Origin of the sequence: Paenibacillus sp. P36, assembly GCF_045866505.1 — a bacterium.
In the GTDB taxonomy this organism is placed as follows: domain Bacteria; phylum Bacillota; class Bacilli; order Paenibacillales; family NBRC-103111; genus Paenibacillus_E; species Paenibacillus_E chondroitinus.
The window spans coordinates 7,540,930-7,564,441 of the sequence record NZ_AP038372.1 but is presented as its reverse complement, the minus strand read 5'-3'; the positions used below and the strand labels follow the sequence as shown (position 1 = coordinate 7,564,441).

Annotated in this window: 18 protein-coding genes and 1 riboswitch; of the genes, 14 read left to right on the top strand and 4 right to left on the bottom strand. The window is 48.9% G+C overall.

Annotation, left to right across the window (positions count from 1 at the left end):
* Positions 1-5: 5 nt before the first annotated feature.
* The 3 genes from ACKTT9_RS33160 to ACKTT9_RS33150 all read left to right on the top strand — a co-directional run bounded on the left by ACKTT9_RS33160 (position 6) and on the right by ACKTT9_RS33150 (position 3,257).
* Positions 6-929: a Gfo/Idh/MocA family protein gene (locus ACKTT9_RS33160; RefSeq protein ID WP_407869350.1), complete on the top strand. Its 924-nt coding sequence runs from the start codon at positions 6-8 to the stop codon at positions 927-929.
* 766 nt (positions 930-1,695) lie between these two features.
* Positions 1,696-2,670, top strand: a complete 975-nt coding sequence (locus tag ACKTT9_RS33155) for a helix-turn-helix transcriptional regulator (protein ID WP_407869349.1) — start codon at positions 1,696-1,698, stop codon at positions 2,668-2,670.
* A 77-nt stretch (positions 2,671-2,747) separates the two neighbouring features.
* Positions 2,748-3,257 carry a DinB family protein gene (locus tag ACKTT9_RS33150; RefSeq protein WP_407869348.1) on the top strand — a complete coding sequence of 170 codons (510 nt, stop codon included), beginning with the start codon at positions 2,748-2,750 and terminating at the stop codon, positions 3,255-3,257.
* Between the two features lie 59 nt (positions 3,258-3,316).
* Here the strand turns inward: ACKTT9_RS33150 and gcvPB are convergent, their stop codons facing one another.
* From gcvPB to gcvT, 3 genes are read right to left on the bottom strand one after another with little or no spacing between them, the layout of a single operon-like run.
* The gene (gene gcvPB / locus ACKTT9_RS33145) at positions 3,317-4,810 is read right to left on the bottom strand and encodes an aminomethyl-transferring glycine dehydrogenase subunit GcvPB (RefSeq protein WP_407869347.1); all 1,494 of its coding nucleotides are present in this window, start codon (positions 4,808-4,810) and stop codon (positions 3,317-3,319) included.
* Entirely contained in the window at positions 4,807-6,159 is a 1,353-nt protein-coding gene (gcvPA, locus tag ACKTT9_RS33140) for an aminomethyl-transferring glycine dehydrogenase subunit GcvPA (protein WP_407869346.1), read from the bottom strand. Before gcvPA ends, gcvPB begins: the two co-directional genes overlap by 4 nt.
* 23 nt (positions 6,160-6,182) lie before the next feature.
* Entirely contained in the window at positions 6,183-7,277 is a 1,095-nt protein-coding gene (gene gcvT / locus ACKTT9_RS33135; RefSeq protein ID WP_407869345.1) for a glycine cleavage system aminomethyltransferase GcvT, read from the bottom strand.
* Between the two features lie 206 nt (positions 7,278-7,483).
* Positions 7,484-7,581: riboswitch (glycine riboswitch) on the bottom strand.
* Between the two features lie 161 nt (positions 7,582-7,742).
* On the opposite strand from gcvT, the gene gcvH reads away from it, so the two are divergent.
* Complete coding sequence (gcvH, locus tag ACKTT9_RS33130; RefSeq protein WP_407869344.1) at positions 7,743-8,132, top strand: glycine cleavage system protein GcvH; 390 nt, start codon at positions 7,743-7,745, stop codon at positions 8,130-8,132.
* A gap of 1,372 nt (positions 8,133-9,504) precedes the next feature.
* Here the strand turns inward: gcvH and ACKTT9_RS33125 are convergent.
* Positions 9,505-10,608, bottom strand: a complete 1,104-nt coding sequence (locus tag ACKTT9_RS33125; RefSeq protein WP_407869128.1) for an IS4 family transposase — start codon at positions 10,606-10,608, stop codon at positions 9,505-9,507.
* A 788-nt stretch (positions 10,609-11,396) separates the two neighbouring features.
* Between ACKTT9_RS33125 and ACKTT9_RS33120 the strand changes: the two genes are divergently transcribed.
* From ACKTT9_RS33120 to ACKTT9_RS33075, 10 genes are all read left to right on the top strand, one after another.
* Positions 11,397-12,401 (top strand): LacI family DNA-binding transcriptional regulator, encoded by a 1,005-nt coding sequence (locus tag ACKTT9_RS33120; protein ID WP_407869343.1) that lies wholly within the window; start codon positions 11,397-11,399, stop codon positions 12,399-12,401.
* A 40-nt stretch (positions 12,402-12,441) separates the two neighbouring features.
* Positions 12,442-13,803, top strand: coding sequence for an acyclic terpene utilization AtuA family protein (locus ACKTT9_RS33115; RefSeq protein WP_407869342.1), 1,362 nt, complete (start codon positions 12,442-12,444; stop codon positions 13,801-13,803).
* A 2-nt stretch (positions 13,804-13,805) separates the two neighbouring features.
* Positions 13,806-14,117 carry a DUF4387 domain-containing protein gene (locus ACKTT9_RS33110; protein ID WP_157319783.1) on the top strand — a complete coding sequence of 104 codons (312 nt, stop codon included), beginning with the start codon at positions 13,806-13,808 and terminating at the stop codon, positions 14,115-14,117.
* Positions 14,114-15,040, top strand: a complete 927-nt coding sequence (locus ACKTT9_RS33105; RefSeq protein WP_157319784.1) for a sugar ABC transporter permease — start codon at positions 14,114-14,116, stop codon at positions 15,038-15,040. The genes ACKTT9_RS33110 and ACKTT9_RS33105 overlap by 4 nt, the downstream gene beginning before the upstream one ends.
* A 12-nt stretch (positions 15,041-15,052) precedes the next feature.
* Entirely contained in the window at positions 15,053-15,937 is an 885-nt protein-coding gene (locus ACKTT9_RS33100) for a carbohydrate ABC transporter permease (RefSeq protein ID WP_127458487.1), read from the top strand.
* Positions 15,938-15,968: 31 nt separating this feature from the next.
* Complete coding sequence (locus tag ACKTT9_RS33095) at positions 15,969-17,441, top strand: extracellular solute-binding protein (RefSeq protein ID WP_407869341.1); 1,473 nt, start codon at positions 15,969-15,971, stop codon at positions 17,439-17,441.
* 81 nt (positions 17,442-17,522) lie between these two features.
* Complete coding sequence (locus ACKTT9_RS33090; RefSeq protein WP_407869340.1) at positions 17,523-18,683, top strand: ADP-ribosylglycohydrolase family protein; 1,161 nt, start codon at positions 17,523-17,525, stop codon at positions 18,681-18,683.
* Positions 18,684-18,698: 15 nt separating this feature from the next.
* Positions 18,699-20,804 carry an ADP-ribosylglycohydrolase family protein gene (locus tag ACKTT9_RS33085; RefSeq protein ID WP_407869339.1) on the top strand — a complete coding sequence of 702 codons (2,106 nt, stop codon included), beginning with the start codon at positions 18,699-18,701 and terminating at the stop codon, positions 20,802-20,804.
* A 25-nt stretch (positions 20,805-20,829) separates the two neighbouring features.
* A complete protein-coding gene (gene rbsK, locus ACKTT9_RS33080; RefSeq protein WP_407869338.1) occupies positions 20,830-21,726 on the top strand; it encodes a ribokinase in 897 nt (298 codons plus the stop codon).
* Entirely contained in the window at positions 21,723-23,429 is a 1,707-nt protein-coding gene (locus ACKTT9_RS33075) for a dienelactone hydrolase family protein (RefSeq protein ID WP_407869337.1), read from the top strand. Before rbsK ends, ACKTT9_RS33075 begins: the two co-directional genes overlap by 4 nt.
* Positions 23,430-23,512 lie beyond the last annotated feature (83 nt).

Genomic DNA, 23,512 nt, shown 5'->3' with positions numbered 1-23,512 from the left:
TCAAAATGACAAGAAAAAGAATCGGAATCATCGGGCTTGGGGATATCGCGCAAAAAGTATATCTTCCACTGCTTTCCGTTAATGAACAAGTAGACATCGCTGGCATTATGAGCTCCACACCGGCAACCGTTGAAAGAATGAAGACAAAATATCGTATTCCGTTCGGAACAACGAAGCTCGAAGAGCTGCTCGCGCTTGATTTGGACGCTGTTTTCGTGCACAGCCCGACCCCGACCCATTATGAACTTGCTATGAAAAGCATGGAGCAGGGTGTGGCGGTTTATGTAGATAAGCCATTGTCCTACGATTGGGAGCAGTCGGTAGAGATGGCTTCTTATGCGGAACGAAAAGGCGTGCTCCTTGCAGCGGGCTTTAACCGCAGGTTTGCTCCGCTCTATCTCGAAGCGCGGGATTGGCTGAAGGAAGCAGGTGACTTCGATTGGTGTTCAGCGGTTAAGCATCGGATTAAGCAGCAGGGTCATGGCGCGAAAGAGACGCTGTATGATGATTTGATCCATATGCTGGATCTTTTGCTCTGGCTGGGGGAAAGCCCCTATGAAGTGGCTTCGTCTCATCAACAAGTGGATGAAGTTGGAAAGCTGCTTCATGCCTCAGGTACACTGTCTTTTAGCTCATCGCAGGGCACTTATAGCATGGTGAGGCTGGCTGGCGTGGATCTGGAAAAAGTCGAGCTGCACGGCAGCGGCCGTTCGGTCGAGGTGACGAATCTAGAGTCAGCGGTCTTCTATGAAAAAGGCGCCGCGCCGCGCGTACGTTCCTTCGGAAGCTGGGACACCGTGCTGGAGAGAAGGGGATTTGCCAGCGTCGTCCAGCATTTCCTGGACAGCTTGGCTGACCCGAATGCTTGCACGATCCGCGGCGACCTGGTGCTCGCGTCTCATCAGCTGGTTGAGCGGCTGTCTGTTTAGAAATGTTGCTAGGGGCTGTCTTTGAGTAGAGCGTAGTGTTCTACTTGGGGATGGTTTTTTTTGTTGGGTTGGTTGGGTGGCAACGTATTAAGGGTGCTTGTATGTGCTTGTGAGTGTATGTTGCTGTGCGGGAGCATGGGGGGAGCGGAACTACAAGGCGCTATTTGAGCGGAATGAGCTGATTATGGGTCTTTGGGGAACTACAGGGTCTTAATTGACGGGAGATGGTGCTATTCGAGCTGAAAATGGTGGAATAGAGGACCTCAGTTCGCATAGCGGACTAAAGTGGCGCTGTATTGCTAAATAGGGGATCGTAGTTCCCATTTGTTGAGGATTCGTGTGGGATAGCGGCTAATTTACTCAGTAGGCACTTTTTGAGGCACTTTGGTCTGATGAAGGATTGATACGTAGATCTGGTTATAAAGTTTAGTTGGAGTAAATCCAACGAGCAGGTCGTCTAGGCGGATTATTCGTGTAGTTCATTGGATCATTTCCAACGAGATGGTTGGAAATGACCTGATTATGGCTCATTTCAGAGGCTTTATTGGAAATCATCCAATTGAAAGCCGATTTACGAGCCTAAAATGACCTTCTCATTGGAATTCTTCCAATGTAACGTGAATATGAACCGTATGGCCAGCCACTTAGGTAAATGCGCGTGCGAATCGAATCTTGAAGAGTAACCTCAGCTCCAAGCAGAATAAGAGACCGGAACATGCTATGATGATATCATATGGAAACCTTTCCCTAGGAGGACTAGCCCCGAATGTCAAAAGCGGATCAAATGCTAGCCATTCTATGGCTCATCAAATCACATAAACAAATAACGGCGAAGCAATTAGCCGAAAAGCTGGAGATTCACATCCGCACGGTGTACCGGTACATCGATGCGCTATGCGCGAGCGGTGTTCCCATCATATCGGATTCCGGGCATCATGGCGGTTACCGCTTGCTCGGGCAGTTTAACGAGGTACCGCTCGTCTTCGATCTGGATGAGCAGAAGGCGCTTATCCACGCGGCCTCCTTTGCTTTGGAGACAGGGTATCCCTACGGAGAGAAGCTGAGTCAGGCTGTTGCCAAGCTTAAGTTGTACACCAATCGGGAGCAATTGGAGCAAATCCATCTTCATGAGCAGGGGCTGGACGTTATATCGCCGCAGGCGGATGCCGCTGAATCTTCCTTGCTGCAAGAAGTGGAGATGGCCGTCGCCAAACGAGTCACGCTTCGCATGCACTATCAAAAAGGCTACGGTGCGGCAGCTGAAACCCGCGATCTGAATCCGTATGGACTCGTTTGCTGGAAAAACAAATGGTATGTCGTTGGACACTGTCAGCTGCGGAACGAAATTCGCAGCTTTCGAGTGGATCGCATCCGGGAGTTGTCCAAGATGGATACGACATTTGAGAGGCCGATCGATTTCTCGGCCCGCCAATTTATTCTCACAAGCGTCCTGCCTGAAGTAGATAAACCGGAAGAACTGATCTCCGTTAAAATCACCGGGAGTGAGCAAGCGCTGGACGACCTGTGCGGGCACTGGTTCCTGGCCCATGCCCTAGTAGAGCGCTCGCAATATGAAGCCCATTTTCAAGTCCAGGAGAAAGCCATCCACACTCATCTTCCCTATCAACTCCTCAGTTATGGAGGTACAATTCAAGTTAAGGAACCTCAAATGCTTATTAAGATGCTGCGGGAGATTACGCTGAACTTACATCACTATTATTCGTCCCTGCCGATTGACTGACCGTTTTTGTCAGTGAAGCCGAGGTACAATGAGCTCATGTTTAACACAGCATTGCATTCTGAGGAGGATGATGAAGCATGAGAGAACAAACGATCAAAACCTATGATTATCACGTCTGGGCCAATAAAAAAGTATTTGAACGGCTGACGGAATTGCCGGAGGAAGTGCTGCATCAGGAGCTTGACAATGTGTTTCCGACGATTTACAACGGGCTGGTGCACATTTACCAGGTGGATACGGTTTGGTTGTCAGGCATGATGGGGAACAGCTATGAGCAGATTATAGAACTGTTAGGCACGATTGAAGCTAAAACATCGGGTAAAAGTCTGAAGGAGCTGCAAGCAGCGTATTGGGAAAAAGCCGAGGAGTATCGCGTTTTCCTGAATAGCGTAGACGATCTACAAGCGAAAAAGCAGTTTCCGCATCCAACCTTTGGCGTGCTGAATGCCAGCATTCAAGAATTAATTCAGCATATCGTGAATCATGGCACCTACCACCGAGGCAATATTTCCTCGATGCTACGTCAGCTGGGACATGCGGGGGCTTCAAGCGACTGGGTCTTCTATTTATATGAGGTCAATAAGTAAGAAAAGGGGCTGCCCCAGAGGTCTAAGAATCATAAGACTTCTAGGGCAGCTCCATCTTTTTATCCGCAGCTGCAATTCAGGACAGGCTTGCGGGCGGCAAGCGCTTCGTCCATGCGGCTGACCACGGTGGTGTATGGCGCATTTTTAACGATATCGGGATTTTCTTCGGCCTCTTTGGCGATAGCGATCATTGTGTCGATGAATTCGTCCAGCGTTTGTTTGCTTTCCGTCTCGGTCGGCTCGATCATGATGCATTCTTCGACGCTAAGCGGGAAGTAGATGGTCGGCGGATGATAGCCGAAGTCAAGCAATCGTTTGGCAATATCGAGCGTGCGTACGCCAAGCTTCTTCTGACGGTTGCCTGATAGCACGAACTCGTGTTTGCAGAAACGCGGATGCGGCACGTCGAAGTAAGGCGTCAGCCTAGCCAGCATATAGTTGGCGTTGAGCACGGCAAACTCGGATACTTTGCGCAGGCCTTCCGGACCAAGCGTTCGGATATAGGTGTAGGCGCGAACAAGGATGCCGAAGTTGCCGTAGTAGCCTTTCACGCGACCAATTGACTGCGGATAGTTGTAGTCGAAATAAAAGCTGCCGTCTTCCTTTTGCGCCACAAGCGGTGTAGGCAGGAACGGGATGAGCTTTTCTTTGACGCCGACAGGGCCGGCGCCGGGACCACCGCCGCCATGCGGGGTGCTCATTGTTTTGTGCAGGTTGAGATGGACGACGTCGAAGCCCATGTCGCCGGGGCGGGTAATGCCCATAATGGCATTCGCGTTAGCGCCGTCGTAATAAAGCAATCCGCCTGCAGCATGAACGATCTCAGCGATTTCGACGATCTGCTCCTCGAACAGTCCGAGTGTGTTCGGATTGGTGAGCATCAAGGCTGCTGTGTCCGGTCCAACGGCTTTGCGAAGCTCATCGAGATTCACGAGACCACGTTCGTTGGATTTGATTGTGATGGTCTCAAAGCCTGCGACCGTAGCGCTGGCTGGATTCGTGCCGTGTGCGGAGTCCGGGCAAATGACCTTGGTCCGCTTCTCGCCGCGGCTTTCATGGTAGGAGCGAATCATCATGAGTCCGGTCCACTCGCCATGTGCGCCAGCTGCGGGCTGAAGGGTGACGCGATCCATGCCGGTGATGGCTTCAAGGTCCTTTTGGAGGTTGTAGAGCAGCTCCAGGGCGCCTTGCAGCGATTCTTCCGGCTGGTACGGATGTATTTTGGCGAAGCCTGGAAAGCGGGCGACGTCTTCGTTAATTTTGGGATTGTATTTCATGGTACACGAGCCAAGCGGGTAAAAGCCGTTGTCCACGCCAAAATTGCGGCGAGAGAGGGCTGTGTAGTGGCGGATGACATCCACCTCGTACACTTCCGGCAGCTCCGCGGCGCTTTTGCGTTGGAACTTGGAAGGCAAAACGTCGTTCAAATCCAGCACCGGCACATCGGATTCCGGCAGGGAATAAGCGACACGGCCCGGATGGCTCATTTCGAAAATGAGGGCTTTGCCGTCATTTTTCACGGTAATGTTGCTTTCATTCGTACTTGTTGTCATACGAGTTCCTCCAGTGCATCAGCGAAGGCATCGATCTCTTCGCGCGTTCTTTGCTCGGTGACGGCAATTAGCATATGGCCGGCGAGCTCGGGATAATCGCGGCCAAGGTCGTAGCCGCCGATGATGTTACGCTGCAGGAGCTTGCTGCTTAGCTCCCGCACATTCGCGCCGTCTGGAAGCTTGACGGCGAATTCATTGAAGAAGCTGCCTGCAAATGGCAGCGAAAGCTTGCCGGACGCGGTGAGGCGTTTCGCCGCGTAGTGAGCTTTTTGGACGTTGAGCTTGCCAACGTCCTGAATGCCCTGCTTGCCCATCGTGGACAAGTACACGGATGCGCAAAGCGCGAGAAGCGCTTGGTTGGAGCAGATGTTCGACGTGGCTTTCTCACGTCGGATGTGCTGCTCCCGCGCTTGGAGCGTCAAGACGAAGCCGCGCTTGCCGGCGCGGTCGACGGTTTGGCCCACGATGCGCCCCGGCATGCGGCGCATCCAGCTTTCGGCGACGGCGAAGTAGCCGCACGTCGGCCCGCCCAGCGCAGCTGGGATGCCGAGCGGCTGGCAGTCGCCGACAACGATGTCAGCGCCGAGCTTGCCCGGCGCTTCGAGCAGCCCGAGCGTGAGCGGATTCGCGCTCACGACAAGCAGGGCGCCCGCGCCGTGCGCGATCGGCTCTGCCGCGCCGATATCCTCCATGCAGCCGAAGAAATTCGGCGATTGGAGGATGACGGCGGCGGCGCCTTCGGCCTTGGAAGTGAGGTCGTGGAGGTCCGTCACACCATCCGGTGTGAGGCCGATCTCGACCACTTCCAAGTTCAGCCCGCGGGCGGTCGTGCGCAAGATGGCGCGCGCCTCCGGGTGCACCGCGCGAGAGACGAGCAGACGGCTGCGCTTCGTCGCTCCGCTGGCAAGGGCGCCGGCTTCGGCCAGCGCCGTGGCGCCGTCGTACATTGAGGCGTTCGCTACGGCCATGCCGGTGAGCTCGCAAATGTACGACTGGAATTCAAAAATCGCCTGCAGCTCCCCTTGGGAGATCTCCGGCTGATAAGGCGTATACGCGGTGTAAAACTCCGAGCGCGAGATGACATGATTAATCACCACGGGAAGGTGATGATCGTAAATGCCGGCGCCGAGGAAGCTGGCGTAGCGGTCGAAGTCGGCGTTGCGGCTGGATAGGCCGCGCATGTAGCGCAGCAGTCCCTGCTCATCCAGCGCCTTCGATACGTTCAGTTCGCCTTGAAAGCGAACCTTTTGCGGAATATCTTGAAACATCTCTTCCATCGAGGAGATGCCGATTGTCGCCAGCATATCTTTCTGATCTTGCTCGGTAATAGGCAAATAACGATGCTTCATGGTGGGGCGTGCTCCTCTCCGGGTTACGGCTTTCTTTTATAAAAAGGGGTGGCCACGACTTTCGCTTTGACCTGTGCCCCGCGAATTTCCACATTCACTTCCGTGCCCAGCGCACTGTAGGCGGAATCAATTAAAGCGAGGCCCACATTCGTTTTGAACGTAGGGGACTGTGTGCCCGTTGTGACTTCCCCGATAGGCGCACCCTCCGTCGTGAAAACCTTGTAATGCGGCCGCGGAATGCCACGGTCAATCATCTCAATCCCAACGAGCTTGCGCGGTGTGCCGTTCGTTTTATGCCCAGCGATCACATCACGCCCGATGAAATCCCCTTTATCCAATTTCACGAAATAGTTCAGACCAGCTTCTAGCGGCGAAATATCCTGGGAAAGCTCTTGCCCGTAAAGGGGAAGCCGCGCTTCAAAACGCAGCGTATCGCGAGCGCCCAAGCCAGCCGGTACGAGCCCTTGTTCTTGACCTGCCTCCAGGAGCAGCTTCCAAAGTTCAACGGCATCGTGCCTATCGACGTACAGCTCGAAGCCGTCTTCTCCGGTATAACCTGTACGGGATAGCAGGGTGTTAATACCGGCTACCTTCACGTCGGGTAGGAAACGAAACGTTTTCAAAGTCTGAATAGGAGCGTCTGTTAATTTGGCTAAAATCCGTTCGGCGTGGGGACCTTGCAAAGCGAGCATAGCGGTTTCATCGGATATGTTGGTGATTTCCGTGCGGCCAATAAGATGCTTCTGCATCCATGCCATATCTTTGTCGATGTTGGAGGCGTTAATGACTAGCATGTAGTTGTTGTCGCTTCGTTTATAAACGAGCAGATCGTCAACAACACCGCCGTCCGGGTAGCACATGAGGCTGTATTGGCATTGCCCGTTTTCGAGCTTTGCCACATCGTTCGTGGTGATCTTTTGCAGAAAAGAGAGGGCGTCTTCCCCGGTAACCCGGACTTCACCCATATGCGACACATCAAAAAGCCCGGCTTGCTGTCTGACGGCATCGTGCTCTTTTTGAATACCTGTGAACTGCACAGGCAGCTCCCAGCCTCCAAAGTCAATAACTCGCGCTCCATGCTCCGCATATACAGGGAAGAGCGGTGTTCGTTTCAGCATGCGTTTACCTCACCTTCGATTTTGTACATCCCATATCTTGCCCAAAATACAAAAAAGAGCAAAAGATATGCAACACAAACATACCTTTTGCCCTGTCCTTTTTACCTGAGAGTTACCTCGATTAGACCCATGTTATCCGGCCGTCAAGTTTCCCCTTTGGTGTCCGAGTTTCCGCATGCGCGGTCATTCGAAGCTCTCCAGAGTTGCGTCCGGTACAAGTCCTTTTGCCTGAGAGATTCACCGTTACTCGGCTTACTCCTTCGGCGCCGCGATCGTTCTCTGCGGTCTCTCCCTGCACCATCATTCGCCAATATTCAATTTGTAGTATTGTATTAATTTTTGCCTATGAAGGTGTGAATTGTCAATTGTTACTTTTCATAAAATTTACCTTCGTCCGCCTTGACTTTGATGTTCCCATTAGATTAAGCTAAAAGCAAAATTTGCTGGTAAGCGAGGCGTAAAACGATGAGTAACGTACAAGCCAATTTGTTATACACCAAAGAACATGAGTGGGTAGAAAAGCTGTCAGACACGGTTGTTCGTGTAGGTATTACTGATTTTGCCCAAGATCAATTGGGAGATATTGTGTTTGTTGAACTGCCTAAGGCTGGAGCTTCCATTACCGCAAATGAAAGCATCGGCAGTGTGGAATCCGTCAAAACGGTTTCCGACATTTTCTCGCCCGTTTCCGGCAAAGTAACAGCTGTGAACGGCTCTTTGGAAGGATCACCGGAGCTGGTAAACAGTGCGCCGTTTGGCGAAGGCTGGATGGTTGAGGTCGAGGTATCCGGCGCTGATGCGCTCGAAGGCTTGCTGACGGCTGCTGAGTATGCTTCGTATATCGGCAACGAGTAAGACGACTTTTGCTTAAAAACGAGTTCCTAGCTATCGTTTCTTCGATAGTAGGGCTCGTTTTTTTGTTTGCGGGGATGTGGTAAACCGGCATTCAACCTATGTTGTACTTAGTACAACCAAAACACATATTTTCCCTGTAAAACAGCCGCTTCGTTGTACAAAATACAACCATTTTAGGGGAGGAGGGGTCAAAATAGCCGTTTAAAGGTCAAATGGTTGTAAAAAATGCAATGAAGGTAAGGGTTGGAGCCTGTAAAGCGCTCTCAAGTTGTACAAAGTGCAATATAGCTCTGAACGTGGACCCCGCTTGAACGCAACTGCGAGCATACTGCAAGCCACACCCGCTTGAACGCAACAGCGAGCATACTGCAAGCCACACCCGCTTGAACGCAACAGCGAGCATACTGCAAGCCACACCCGCTTGAACGCAACAGCGAGCATACTGCAAGCACACCCCGCTTGAACGCAACTGCGAGCATACTGCAAGCACACCCCGCTTGAACGCAACTGCGAGCATACTGCAAGCACAACCCGCTTGAACGCAACTGCGAGCATACTGCAAGCACACCCCGCTTGAACGCAACTGCGAGCATACTGCAAGCCACACCCGCTTGAACGCAACTGCGAGCATACTGCAAGCACACCCGCTTGAACGCAACTGCGAGCATACTGCAAGCACACCCCGCTTGAACGCAACTGCGAGCATACTGCAAGCACACCCCGCTTGAACGCAACTGCGAACATATTGCAAGCACACTCCGCTTGAACGCACACTTCACTCGAACACTCGCTCGAACTCGAACCCTAACCCTAACCCGAACCCGCACTTGAACGCGGGCGGAAGTGGATAAACCCAATGCAAACGTGTCTTCATTCGACTGTTGAAGTTTGGGTAGACAAGCATCCAACCTATGTTGTACTTAGTACAACTAAAACAGATATTTTCTGTGCAAAACAGCCGCTTCATTGTACAAAATACAACCATTTTAGGGGAGAAGGGGGCAAAATAGCCCTCTAGAGGTCAAATGGTTGTAAAAAGTGCAATGAAGGTAAGGGTTGGAGCTTATAAAGCGCTCTCAACCTGCACAAAGTGCAATATAGCGCTGAACGTGGACCCGCTTGAACGCAACTACGAGCATACTGCACGCACACTCCGCTTGAACGCACACCACACTCGAACACTCGAACGCTCGAACCCGAACCCGAACCCGAACCCGAACCCGAACCCGAACCCGAACCCGTACTTGAACGCGGACGGAAGTAGATAAACCCAATGCAAGCGTGCCTTCGTCCGACTGTTGAAGTTAGGGTAGACAAGCATCCAACCTATGTTGCACTTAGTACAGGCCTGTTGATTTACCAATAAGTGGGTTCATGAGAAAGTGAAATTACTCGTCAAATAGACCAACCATTCTGCCTGCAAGTCGTTCATACTAAATAAGCGATCAAATTCGGCAAAAGATAACTGGGCACTTGGATGTACTTTGGAATTTCCTTGTTCGAATACAAATTTTAGTAAGACATATACCAATAAAGCTGTGTACAACTGGCCATAAACGGCATTTGGCGTTGTTCCAAATATCATCGGTACATTCAAATGCTGCTTAATCCAACGAAAAAAAACCTCGATTTGCCACCGCTTCTTATACATCTCAGCAATTTTTTCGACAGAGGGCCTATGTAGATTGGTTGCCAGAATAACAGGATTGCCATGCGGATCCTTTAGAATAACGACACGAAACCTATTTTTTGAAAGCGTCGACTTCGCTCCTAACTGACAGGTTAAATCTTGTTCAATTGTGCCAGCAAATGGACGTTTACGTGTCCTCCGTTTAGGTTCATGAAAATGTGTGTTATCCCTGAGGCGAATCACGAAATATTGGTTTTGTTCCTGATAATCATCAAATTGTTTATGCTTACCATAAGCGCGGTCAGCTACTAGTATGAAACGGTCGTCGCGTACGTCATTACAGCTTAATAGATCTGGGCGATTCCCCGTTGTTTCTGTAACTTTATGTAGCTGACCTGCATCTGCAATGATTGAAACGTGGAGTTTAATTCCTGCTTTTTCACCTTTTAGCGGCGCCCATGGCCATCGTTCTTTACCAGCCGTAATCTTAGTGGAATCCACTACAAGCAATTCCTTAGGGATACCTAAACGACGACGCGTTGGGCGATTACATTTCTGAATCATCAGACGCAACAGCTGCTTGAACACCTCAAATGGGACATCTTTGGCTTTTTTTGAAATCGTGGAGTGATCAGCTTTTACAAGTCCACAAGAAGACATGCGTTTTTCACCATCTCGGTAGCCGTCCCATTGCTGGAGTGCGGCTTGCGATAAAAAAAGAAAGAGATCATAAACAGTAAATTTCCGCGCAGAATCAACGTAGGACTCTTCTTTGATAAGAGGAAGCACTTCTTCTTTCGGTATAATTGTTTGCAGAATATTCGAGAACATAGTAGACTTTTTCATGAGGTCGCCTTCTTTCGGATGTTTGTAGGGGTACAAACAGTTTACCGAATGGGCGGCCTTTTTACCTGCCATTTTGTGGATAATCAACAGGCCTGCACTTAGTACAACCAAAATACATATTTTCTATGCAAAACAGCTGCTCCATTGTACAAAATACAACCATTTGGAGGGAGGAAGGGGCAAAATAGCCCTTTTGAGGTCAAATGGTTGTAAAAAGTGCAATGAAGGGAAGGAGTGAAGCCTGTAGGGCGCTCTCAAGTTGCACAAAGTACAATATAGCGCTTACGAGCATTGCACTTGAACGCGCACTTAAGCGTAGATCCCGCTTGAACGCAACTGCGAGCACACTGCACGCACACTCAGCTTGAACTCACACTGAACTCGAACACTCGCTCGAACACTCACTTGAATTCGGACGGAAGTGGATAAACCCAATGCAAACGTGCCTTCATTCGACTGTTGAGTTTGGGTAGACAAGCATCACCCCAGCCAAACGTTCCGCCTCAATTTCACACAAATACCACCCCGAGGAAAAAGTCGATTTTTGTCGGTAAAACTGAGTTTGGACTTGACAGCTTTTAAAGAGGAGGCATATAATAAGAAACATGAAATAGGTAACCGGTTACACATCGTTTATCGAGGTAACATAAATAATTAATATGCAATGTGTAAATAATAGTATTTATCGAGATAAAGGAAAATTTCGGGAGCATGTAACCGGTACCCTACGCAAGGATTTCTTTGCTAAGAGTACGGGTTTGCTTTTTAGTAGGAGTGAGTCGTAACCAGTGGCAACAATCAGAGATGTAGCAAAGTTGGCAGGCGTTTCCGTAGCGACCATTTCCCGATACTTGAACAAAAACGGATATGTCAATGAAGAAACAAAATTGCGGGTAGAGCAAGCGATCAAAACGCTTCAGTACGAACCGAACGCGATGGCTAGAGGGCTTGCTGGAAGAAAGACAGGAACGATCGCCTTAATATTCCCGGATATCACGAACCCATTCTTTGCGGAGTTGGCCAGAGCTGTTGAAGATGTTGCGCGCATGTATGGGTATACAGTAATCCTATGCAATTCGGATAATCAAGCGGACAAAGAGCAGACCTACATCAGGGTTCTGAAGCAGCGGTATGTAGACGGCATTTTGTTTGCTTCCTACAGCCTTCGCTCTGACGACGTTGATGCTTTGAATAATGAGAAAATTCCTTTCATTATGCTGGATAGAGCGCCGCGAGAGACTTCTTGCACGGTCGTCAGCTCCAAGCATTTGGAAGGAGCGCAGCAAGCCGTACAGCATCTGCTCGATGAGGGCTGCACGAAAATTGCTCATATCTACGGCCCGCAGGATACGGTAACCGGAAGAGAGCGATTCATGGGATATGAGCAATCTGTGAAACATTTTCCTTGGTATTCGCCAAGCCTCGTCGAACCTGGTTATTTCCGCGTCGACGGCGGAATGGAAGCGGTTGAAAACCTGATGAAGCGCCATCCTGATATCGATGGTATTTTTGCAGGTAACGATACGATGGCGGTTGGAGCACTTAAGAAATTGCAGCGAATGGGCGTGCGCGTCCCTGATCAAGTTGCGTTGTGCGGTTTTGACGGTATTGACCTTACGGTCATCGTAGAGCCGGAAATTACGACGGTCGCACAATCGATTTATGATATGGGGATGCTGTCAACACGGCTTCTTATTAAGAAAATCGAGGGTGACAACAGCGAACATCAAACGCATCTATTCGATGTCAAACTCATTCCTCGCGAATCAACGAGAAGAAAAAGAAAAGAATGAACCATCGAATCGGATGATGGACAGTGGAGGTTGTAAAGCAATGGAACAATTCAAAATTTTGGCGCCCTGCGGGATGTTAGGCTACGGATTTCCGAAGTCATCGTTTATAAGAGGGATGGAACATAAGCCGGATGCGATCGTCGTAGATGCCGGGTCAACGGATGCCGGTCCTCATAAATTAGGAGCGGGTACGGCGATTGTCAGCAAACAAGCTTGCAAGAAAGACTTGGAACTGATGATCGTAGCGGGCGCTGAAGCCAAGATTCCGGTCATTATCGGATCTGCCGGAGGCAGTGGCGCAAAGGTCCATGTGGAATGGACACGGGCGATTATTATGGAAATTCTTGAAGAAAACAACATTACCGGGCTGAAAGTTGCGACAATCTGGGCGGATATTCCGAAAGAGGTCGTGGAAGCCAAATTAGCAGCAGGCGAGTGCGAACCTCTTGGCCTTGCAGTGAAGACGCTTACGAAGGAAAGATTGGAAGCTACGAACGGTGTTGTCGCCCAAATGGGACATGAACCCATTATCGCAGCGCTTCAAGAAGGCGCTAACATTATCATCTGTGGTCGCGCTTACGACCCTTCGCCGTTTGCCGCGGTAGCCATGCATCATGGTTTTGATACAGCGCTTGCTTACCATTTGGGTAAAATTCTTGAATGCTCAGCGCTTTGTGCAGAACCGGGGACAACGAAAGATTGCATGCTGGGCATTCTGACCAAAGATTCTTTTATCGTTAAACCGCTGAACGACAAGCGTAAATGTACGGCCGTTTCCGTAGCTGCGCACACGTTTTATGAGAAAGATCATCCTTATCTGCTTCATGGTCCTGGACTTGTTCTGGATCTTGAACATTGTGAGTTTAAGGAATTGGGAGACGATAGCGTTGAAGTGCGCGGCAGCCGGATCATGCCAACGCCTGAATATAAAATCAAGCTCGAAGGGGCAATGAAAGTCGCTTATCGTACGCTCGTCGTCGCAGGCATCCGCGATCCACTTTTGATCGAACGGATTGAAGAAGTTGAGGACTTGGTCAAACAGCAGGTTTGGGAATATTACAGTGAGATACCGCAAGAGGATTATGAAATCAATTTCATCAATTACGGCCTTAACGGCGTGTTGGGTGAATTGGAGCCACAAAAAACAGCCGGTCACGAATTAGGCGTCGTCTTCGAAGTTATTGCAAAGACACAAGAGTTGGCGAACACGATTTGCAGCTCCGTCAGATCTACCTTCTTGCATTACGGCTACGAGGGCAGGAAATCGACAGCGGGTAATCTGGCGTTCCCTTTTGCCCCAAGTGATATCCCTTTCGGCGCTGTGTATGAATTCTCTGTTTATCATTTGATGCAAGTTGCGGATGGCGTGGAGATGTTCCGCAACGAGTATATCGAGGTGTAATTATGAAGCTAGTAGATGCAGCGAAAGTACTGAGAAGCAAAAACAGCGGACCGTTTGAAATTACGGTGGATGCCCTTTTTACAGATCCGGAGAAGTATTACAAAATCAAGAGTTCCGGCATCATTAACAAAGATTTGGTATCGAAGCTTTACAACATTGAGCAAGATAAGATCATGCATATCGTCTTTTTCGATCAAGCGCTCGGCTTCAAAATTACGTTCGCGCGGAAAGTTTCTTCAGGCACGTTTTTGGATCGTGACGTATACGGAGCTCAACAGCATGCCCCACTGATGGAATTGGAAGTCGACGTATGATAGGAAAGGAGTCGATTCAAATCAGAACGCATTCCAAAGTTAAACAAATGTGGAGCGACAAAGTGCTCTACTTGATGCTTTTGCCGGGAATCGCTTATTTTATCATTTTTCACATCTGGCCGATTATCGGCATGAAATTAGCTTTCTACGATTATCAAATTCTTGGAGACAACGTTTTTGTTGGATTGAAATATTTTCGAGAGCTCTTCAGCACTCCGATCTTTGAGCAAGTATTAAAAAATACGCTCATCATCAGTGCGATGAAAATGTTTCTTATTTTCCCAATTCCGATCATCTTCGCGCTTATCCTTAACGAATTCATTAACGGAAAGTTCCGGAAATCGATTCAAGTTATTTCGTATTTGCCGCACTTTCTGTCCTGGGTTGTTATTGCCGGAGTATGGTTCGACTTTTTATCCAAATCAAACGGTGTAGTCAACGAGATCATTCAGGTTTTCGGGTTTCAACCGCACGACTTTCTGACTGATAAATCAGCGATCAGATGGGTGCTTGTTGCCAGTGAAGCATGGCGGAATATCGGATGGGATTCGATCATTTTCCTTGCCGCCATCATGGGTGTAAATCAAAGTTTGTATGAAGCGGCGCACGTTGATGGAGCCAACCGCTGGCACATTGTGACGCGAATTGTATTGCCTCATCTGTATATTCCGATGGTGACCATCTTCATTCTGAATGTCGGATTTATTATGAATGCAGGGCTGGATCAAGTGTTGAACTTCACGAATGATTCCGTCAATAGCCGGATTGATATCATTGATACTTATGTGTACCGCGTTGGTTTGATCAACGGTCAATATTCATTCGCAACAGCGGCTAATTTGTTCAAAAGTATGATTGGGGTCGTGCTGGTGCTTTCCACGCATTTCATTTCCAAGAAACTGACCTCGAAAGGCGCATGGTAAGGAGGAGCTAGCATGAGTGTCCAAAAATTTTCGTTCACCAAATTAGTGCTCGGTGCCATACTCATCCTCATATCGCTGACGATGTTTGTACCGATCATGAACTTGATCGCCAAAGCTTTCTCGAACCCTAACAAAGTTCATATGCTGCACGGCTATGACATTTTGCCAAAAGGTTTCTCGTTCATCAATTTCCAGGTCGTGCTCAGCAATCCGATCGTCGGGAAAGCGTTAATGAACTCTTTATTTATTACGATTGTCGGAACGGCTTTCAGCATTTTCTTCACCACCATTACAGCTTACGTATTAACGCGTAAAAATTTGGTCGGTAAAACGCCGATCATGATTTTCCTCATCATTATCATGATTTTTGAACCGGGGATCGTGCAAGAATATATGGTCATCAAAGACCTGCACTTGCTGGATAATCTATGGGCGATGGTTCTCTACCGCACGATTAACGTCTTTTATTTGATCATTATGATGCGGTTTATTGAAGAAATTCCGGATTCCTTAGTTGAGGCTGCGAAAATCGATGGCGCTGGGCACATGACCGTGTTCATGCGGATTATCTTACCACTGTCCCGCATTCCGCTTTTGACCATCGGTATGTTCTATGCGGTGGCTCGATGGAATGAGTTTTTCAAATCGAGCATTTTCTTATCCAGCCGAAGCAACACCGTACTGCAAGTACTGCTCAGGCAGTTCGTTGTTGAAGGAGATACGACGACCTTGGTCGGTGCGGCAGATTTGATGAAAAACAACCATATCGCACAATTGGACTTCTCGTCCTTGAAAGCGGCTACGATTGTCATTGCTATGGTTCCGATTCTAATGCTGTACCCCATTATTCTGAAGCATTATACCAAAGGAGTAATGGAAGGCGGCGTGAAAGAATAGTATTCAAACATTATCTTGGGAGGCAATCCACATGAAAAAAGCGCTTTTTGCAATGGCAGCAGTCGTTCTGGTCACAACAGCATGCAGTTCCGGGGGGAACAATTCAACGAACACATCTGCACCATCCGCAACGCAAAATGGCCAGGCGGTTACGACGGTTTCCATTTTAGCTAAAGATTTTGCACCAGATGATCCTAACGTTCAGAAGTTGATTAAAGGCATCGAAGATGGCATGAAAGCAGAAGGTAAAAATGTAAAGCTGCAAATTACGCCGGTTCAAAGCGGAACGTATTCCGAGAAAATGGGCTTGCTCTTACAAAGCGGCAATATCCCTGATCTGATCTATTTCCAAGGCGGAGATTATCAATTTGCAACGACTCAGAAAATTTTGGAGGATTTGACTCCATATATCGATAAATCCAAATATGTTAAGGCTTCTATGAATCCTTATAACATCGAAAGAATGAAGAACTACCCTTACTTGCTATGGTTATCGCCGGTTAATAGTGCTATTCCTGTCGTGCGCCAAGACTTGATGGACAAAACAGCATCCGGTAAAGCAGCTTTGGAAAACCCAACAATCGATAACTACTACACGTTCTTCAAAGAGTTGAAGGAAAAAAGCGGCGCGAAATATGCCTACACAACAGCGGGCAATCTTGATGAGTTGGATGCTATGTTCGGGCAAGCTTTCGGATTGACAACAACTTGGATCAAGGGTACAGACGGTAAATTCGCATTCGGCAAAACAACGCAGTTTGAAAAAGAAAAACTGGAATTCTACGCGAAGATGTACAAAGAGGGCTTGCTTGATCCTGAGTTCCTGACAAAGAAATGGGATACGAAGGAAAAAGCATTCTATGATGGTCAAGCGGCGATCATGGCGGGTACGCAAGGGAAAGTAATCGACTTGTACAACTCCAAATCTACGGCACAAAATGGCGCAGGCGCGAAAGTCGTTCCTCTGCCGCCGGCAAAAGGTAAGGCACAAGGCTACACACCGGTAGATACAAGCAAAGAAAGCCGTGGTTTCGCGATTTCCAAAACGTCCAAAAACAAAGATATGGCTTTTGCCGTATTAGAATACATGGCTAGTCCAAAAGGTCAAATGATGGATAAGCTTGGTTTTGAAGGCTCCGAGTACCAAATCGTGGATAACAAAATCAAATTAACTGACAAGTTTGCCGCTTGGTACCCGCACTTTGTTGAGTCCGTGATCAGCTTCACGCCGGACAAAGAGTTCGATCCAACGACACCTTACTTCTCGGAACCGGCAGCGAAATCGCTCAAAATGTTCGAGAGCAATTCAACCAAAGACAATATCTTCATTATGCCTGCTGATTTGACAGCGAAATGGGATGCAGCTACAGCGGTTTACAAAGAATTCGCGGCTGATATCGTAACGGGTAAGAAAACAGGTGCTGATTTCGATAAATTCGTTCAAGCTTGGAACGCTGCAGGCGGTAAAGATGTAACGGATTACGCGAATAAAACAATTAAGTAAATCGGGCTTTGAGGCCAATAAATGAACTGCAAAGTGTGGGGCGTAACAGCCCCGCACTCCCTGTAGAAGGGAGTAAGTCAAATGGTTACTTTTGCTGATAGAGTGAAAGGCGTTGTTTTTGGTACGGCGTATGGCGATGCAATGGGCGCTGTCGTTGAGAAAATGACGTTTAATGAAATTTATGAAAAGTATGGTCGGGTTGAAACGACGATGACCAAATGGTGGAAAGCGGATTGGTCGGAAGACAAGAGACTCGGCAGAATGAGAGGCGAGGGCATCGTTACTGATGATACGCTCATGACGCTAGCGCTTATGAATGTATACGGCATTGAACGCCGCCATTTAGACGCTTACGATCTGGCTAATGAGTTTGTCAAAGAAATCTCGTTCCGTCCCAAATACATTCCGGAGTTGGGGAAAGTCGCGATGGTGATGGACCGTTTGTTTTATCCGGAGAAGCATATCTTCAACCGTCATGTGCTTGCCAATTGCGAGCCTCGTGAAGGCGGCTATGGCAATATGGTTAACTGCGGTGCTGCCATGTATATCTCGCCGATCGGCATGGTGAATGCCTGCAATCCGAAGGCAGCGTATGATGAAGCGATCCTTTTTGCATCCGGTCATCAAGTCAGTTATGGCTTGGAAGCGGCGGGCGTACTGGCTGCCTGTGTTGCGAAAGCTTTTGAACCCGGTGTGACGGTAGAAGATATCATTCAAACAGCCTTAACGTATGCAAAAGATGGTACGAAGCAAGCGATTCAAGACCTGTGTGACACCGCTCGTTCGCTCAAGCCAATCAAGAATAATCGGGCTGAAGTTGTTGCGCAGCTGCATGCGGCAATGGCCAAATACTCGCCAATGGGCGATGATGTCAATCGAAGCATTCATAAAGTAGGCATTCCTTCTAACCACTATACCCCAAGTCGATTATTCTCGATTGAGGAACTTCCTTTGGCATTGGCTTACATTATTTTGCATGATGGGGATTTATTGGAATCTGTAAAAGACGGGGTAAGCTCGGGACGCGACACGGATTCTATTGGTGTTATGGCTGGTGCCATTCTTGGAGCTATGCATGGTGTTGCGGCTATTCCGCAAGATGAAATTGCGATTATTGAACAGATTAATAAGCAAGAAATCGAGAAACACTGCAATGAATTTATTGAAGCAGCCTCATTTATTATTGAGCAAGATCTTGCACTGAGCAACCGTAGACAACAACAGATTCGTTCTATTATTTAAAAGGTGGTGTAATCGTTGATTCCTTCTAATTATTTGGAAAAACTTTATTCAGGTTACTTAGGTATGAACATTGGCATAAGACTGGGCGCTCCGGTAGAACCGACGATTTGGACTTATGAAAGAATACAAAGCACATATGGTGACATTACCGACTATGTCAAAGAATTTAAAAACTTTGCGGCGGACGACGATGCGAATGGTCCTTTCTACTTCTTGCGCGCGCTGTATGACGATGCGAAAGACCGCGATATTACGCCTAACGATGTCGCTCGCGCTTGGTTGAACTATGCCCGTGAGGGGATCGGGATGTTCTGGTGGGGCGGTTATGGCGTAAGTACAGAGCATACAGCCTACATCAATTTGAAAAAAGGCATTGAAGCTCCACAGTCCGGTTCGATTGAGCAAAATGGACTTATTATCGCCGAACAAATCGGCGGTCAAATTTTCATCGACACATGGGGTCTTGTCAATCCTTGCAATCCGAAAAAAGCGGCCGATTTCGGTGAAGCGGCAGCTCGCGTTTCTCATGATGGCGAAGGCGTGTTAGGCGCGAGATTTTTCTGCGCAGCTATTTCCAAAGCATTCGAAACAAGCGATATCAATGAAATTATTGAAGCCGGTTTGGCTCAAATTCCAGCTGACTCGATTTATGCTCAAGTGTCCAGAGCAGTTCTTGCGTTCCACGCGCAGCATCCGAATGATTTCAGAGCATGCCGAGATATGCTGGAAAGAGACTGGGGTTACGACAAATATACCGGCGTATGCCACATCATTCCTAATGCAGGCGTCTGCGTACTGTCCATGATTTACGGCCAAGGTGATTTCAACAGAACGGTTGAGATTGCAACAATGTGCGGTTGGGACACGGATTGCAACGCTGGTAACGTTGGTACTGTGCTTGGTGTAGCTTGTGGCTTGGAAGGTATTGCGGATAAGTATCGCAAACCGATCAACGACTCCATCGTAATGTCAGGGATTTCGGGTTTCATGAACATTCTTGATATTCCGACTTACGCGAAAGAATTGGCTATTCTCGGACATCGCTTGGCGAATGTTCCTTGCCCGGAAGGCCTTGTGGAGAGCTTCACGGAGCACGATATTTATTTCGATTTCGAACTGCCGGGATCCACACATAACATCCGTATCTCGGATCCGTTTTTCTGTCAGGCAAAGCACTCCACGGAGAAATCCTTCAAAGGAACAGGCTCTCTGGAGGTCGTCTTTGACCGCATGGTTCGTGGGGAAAAATCAAAAGTATTCTACAAACCATTTTATACACGCGATGATTTCAGTGACGAAAGATATTCACCGACATTTGCGCCTAAAGCATCCTCCGGTCAAAAAGTATCCATGCAAATCTTCTTGGATCAGTGGGGCGGCAACGAAACAATGGGCATCGCACCTTATGTGCGCCTGTCCAAAAGCAAAAAAGAGCTTGTACAAGGTTATGTGAAGCTCGTTGATCAAGAGTGGGTGCATATTGAATTTGTGCTCCCGGATTCCGAAGGCGAACTGATTGATGAAGTCGGTATCGTGTTGGAAGCTTATTCGACTCGTAAGCCGAAAAGCTTGGGACGCATTTTCATCGATGAATTCCGGATTTATGGCAACGCAGATTACACAATTGATTTCAACAAGCAATTGAGCAACTTCGGCTGCATCACGCCATTTGCGCATAACAACGGGGCTTGGAGCCTGGAGAATGGTGCTATGTATCTCATGACGGCGGAGCCAAGCGAAGCCTACACAGGTAATTATTTTGCCAAAGATTACTCCGTATCTGTTCAGCTCAACCCTCAAAGCGGACATTCCCACTTAGTGGCTGTTCGTGCGCAAGGCGCAATGAGAGGTTATCACGTAGGATTTGACGGAGCGAATCAAGTGTCTCTGTATATCAACAACTTCGGGTTCACGAAGCTGGCGGGTGCGGAGTTCCCTTGGCAGCTGGGCAAAGATTATGATTTCAAAGTGACGGTGCAGGGAAATACCCTAACATTTGCTATTGACGGGCAAGAAGTTTTGAAGCACACTGACGATACATTCGATTACGGTATGTTTGGTGTAAGCACAAGAACTGCAGCGAGAACTTATTTTAAACATATTAGATTTACGGAAATTTGAATTTGTGGGTGGATCGGGGAACGTTATGAAAATAATCGTAATTGGCAGTGCAAATATGGATATGGTCATGCAGACTAGCCGTATTCCAGAGATGGGCGAAACAATGCGGGGCGATGGATTTATGCTATCCGCCGGAGGCAAAGGGGCCAATCAGGCAGTTGCTTGCGCAAAAATGGGCGCTGATACCTGGTTTATGGCGAAAGTTGGCGACGATATTTTTGGGCAATCGTTGATCGGCAGCCTCAAAGGGTTCGGTGTGAAAACTGATTATGTAGGAATTGAACCTGAAGTTACAACAGGTGTAGCCGCGATTACGGTTTGCGATGGGAATAATGCGATCATTCTTGACGGCGGCGCCAATAACCTGGTTAAACCTGACTATATTGAAAGCTACAAAGATCAGTTGCTCGCAGCTTCAGCAGTCATGCTGCAGCTGGAAATTCCACTGGAAACCGTCTATGAAGCCATTCGACTTGTGAAAGGCAAGGTGCCGATTTTCTTAAATCCGGCACCTGCCGTTCCACTCGATGATGAGATTTTGGATGGTGTGGATTATTTCACACCGAATGAGATCGAGTGCCGGTTGTACACGAATGTGGAAGTGAAAACCACGGAGGATGCTTTTGCGGCGCTGGATATTTTACGCGGCAAAGGGATTCGCTTCCCGTTGATTACACTTGGCGAGAAGGGCATTGTGTACTATAACGGCACCGAGAATGTGTACATGGAAGGCCGTAAAGTGAAGGCCATAGATACAACAGCTGCTGGAGACACGTTCTCAGGGACGCTTGCAGCTATGATTACTTCAGGTAAATCCCTCGATGAAGCGGTAAACATTGCGCAGCATGCGTCTTCCATTTCGGTTACCCGGAGGGGCGCGCAGCATTCGATCCCGTATTTATCGGAGCTTGCAGGTCTATGATGAGATCAGGGGAGATCCGTTTTCGTGAGTTGTTAAAAACTGCCGAGCACTTAGGTGAACACCGTATTCATACGGTGGAGCGGAGGTCAGATGAGCATGGTGAGTATGCTGCTATGTTTTTGGAGACTGAGCTTATCCCGGGCGAGTGGGTGAAAACGTATTTCTGGATAGGCGTTCCTTATGGGGAAACGCCTTTTCCTGCTATGCTGCACATCCACGGGGGAGGTTCGCAGACGGCGAATTTGGAGCATGTCCGGCATTGGACGAGTAAAGGGTATGTCGCGCTTAGTTACGATTGGAAAGAGGAACTCTCTGGACAGGCGCATTACTCTGATTTGGCAGACATGCCTACGAAAGACATGGAAGAGGAGTTTGACCCGCTGCAATCAGTCATGTTCACGCGCCTCATTCATGCGAAAAAGATGGTTACGTGGTTGGCTCAGCTGCCAGAAGTGGACGCGGATCGGATGGGGGCTTTCGGTATTTCCCGAGGAGGCACGGTAACGAGACTGCTTAACGCCTGGGATAGCCGTTTGCAGGCGGCGGCTCCTATTTATGGCTGTGGCAAGCATATGTCGCCAGGACGGCTGAACCGTAATGTTCGCAGGCCACACACGTTGGAAGATACCTACGAATGGGAGCAGCTGCTTAGCGGTTGGAGATTAGCCGAGCGGGAACAGTCGCCAATGCTGATCATGTCAGCTACGAATGACTATTGGGGCTGGATGGACGCGATTTGTGAAGGAGCTGCCCACCTTCCGAAGGCGAAGCGCGGGTTGTTTTTCGCAGCCAATCAAAACCATCATCTGGATGGCTGGGCAGGCGCTACCTTGGATTGCTGGATGGATGCCTTGGTCAAAGGTGACGGGCATTGGCCGCAAGCCCCGGCGGCTGTGGTTTCGGTTCACGAGGGAGCCTTGCGGGTGACCGCCGAATTTGGCGCTGACGAGCTATCCGTGCTACCTCAGAAGCTCCGCTTTTGCTGGTCTTGGTATGACTGGAGCGAAGTGCTTCCGCCGGGCAGATACTGGCATGTGAAGGAAATCGACTGTTCGCCAGACAGCGGCTTCAGCGTAGAAATCCCGGTTATTGATCCTGGAATAAGCGGTTTCGTTTATGTGGATGCCATTTATGCGGATGGCGTAAAAACGAGCAGCTTCCCTCTGCGATTCTCGCCCATTTATCTGGGAGCTGCTGCATCCGGTATGCCTTTAACCCCGGAGTTGGCTGATTTCACTCACGGGCTGGATGGATGGCATTGTCCGGAGCAGCGGACGGAGCCTTACGACACCGATTTCCGCTATGTATTTGTGGATGATCCGTCTGGAGGCAAGGCGCTTGCTTTGGACGAACCGGGCATGAGGTTCGCCCTGGTCACGCATAAGCCGGTCGATCCGATGATGCAAGAGGACAAAGACCATTTGCAGCTGCAGCTCAGGCTGTACACGGATGTTCCGGGCGTGTGGGAGATTTCGGTTTTCTATCGCCCGGATCAAGCGGGACAGATTGTTTGGGTGAGTGAGGTAAAGGGAGTGCTCGGCTGGATAGACGTACGACTGGCAAGGCAGTCGTTTGGCAGTGCAGGCGGCACAGGGCTCTCATCTTGGGACAAAATGCACAAGATTTCCGTGTCTTTTGTACCTGAGCAGGTGGATGCAAGCAGCGGTTGTAGGCCGGCTCTTGGGGCGGTTCGTTTTGTTTAAGATGGCGGGTTACCATTAACGCCGATTGCTCCTGCTATTTTCTGTGATTTAGATTCTACCGTTATTCGTTCCCTGCCACAGTG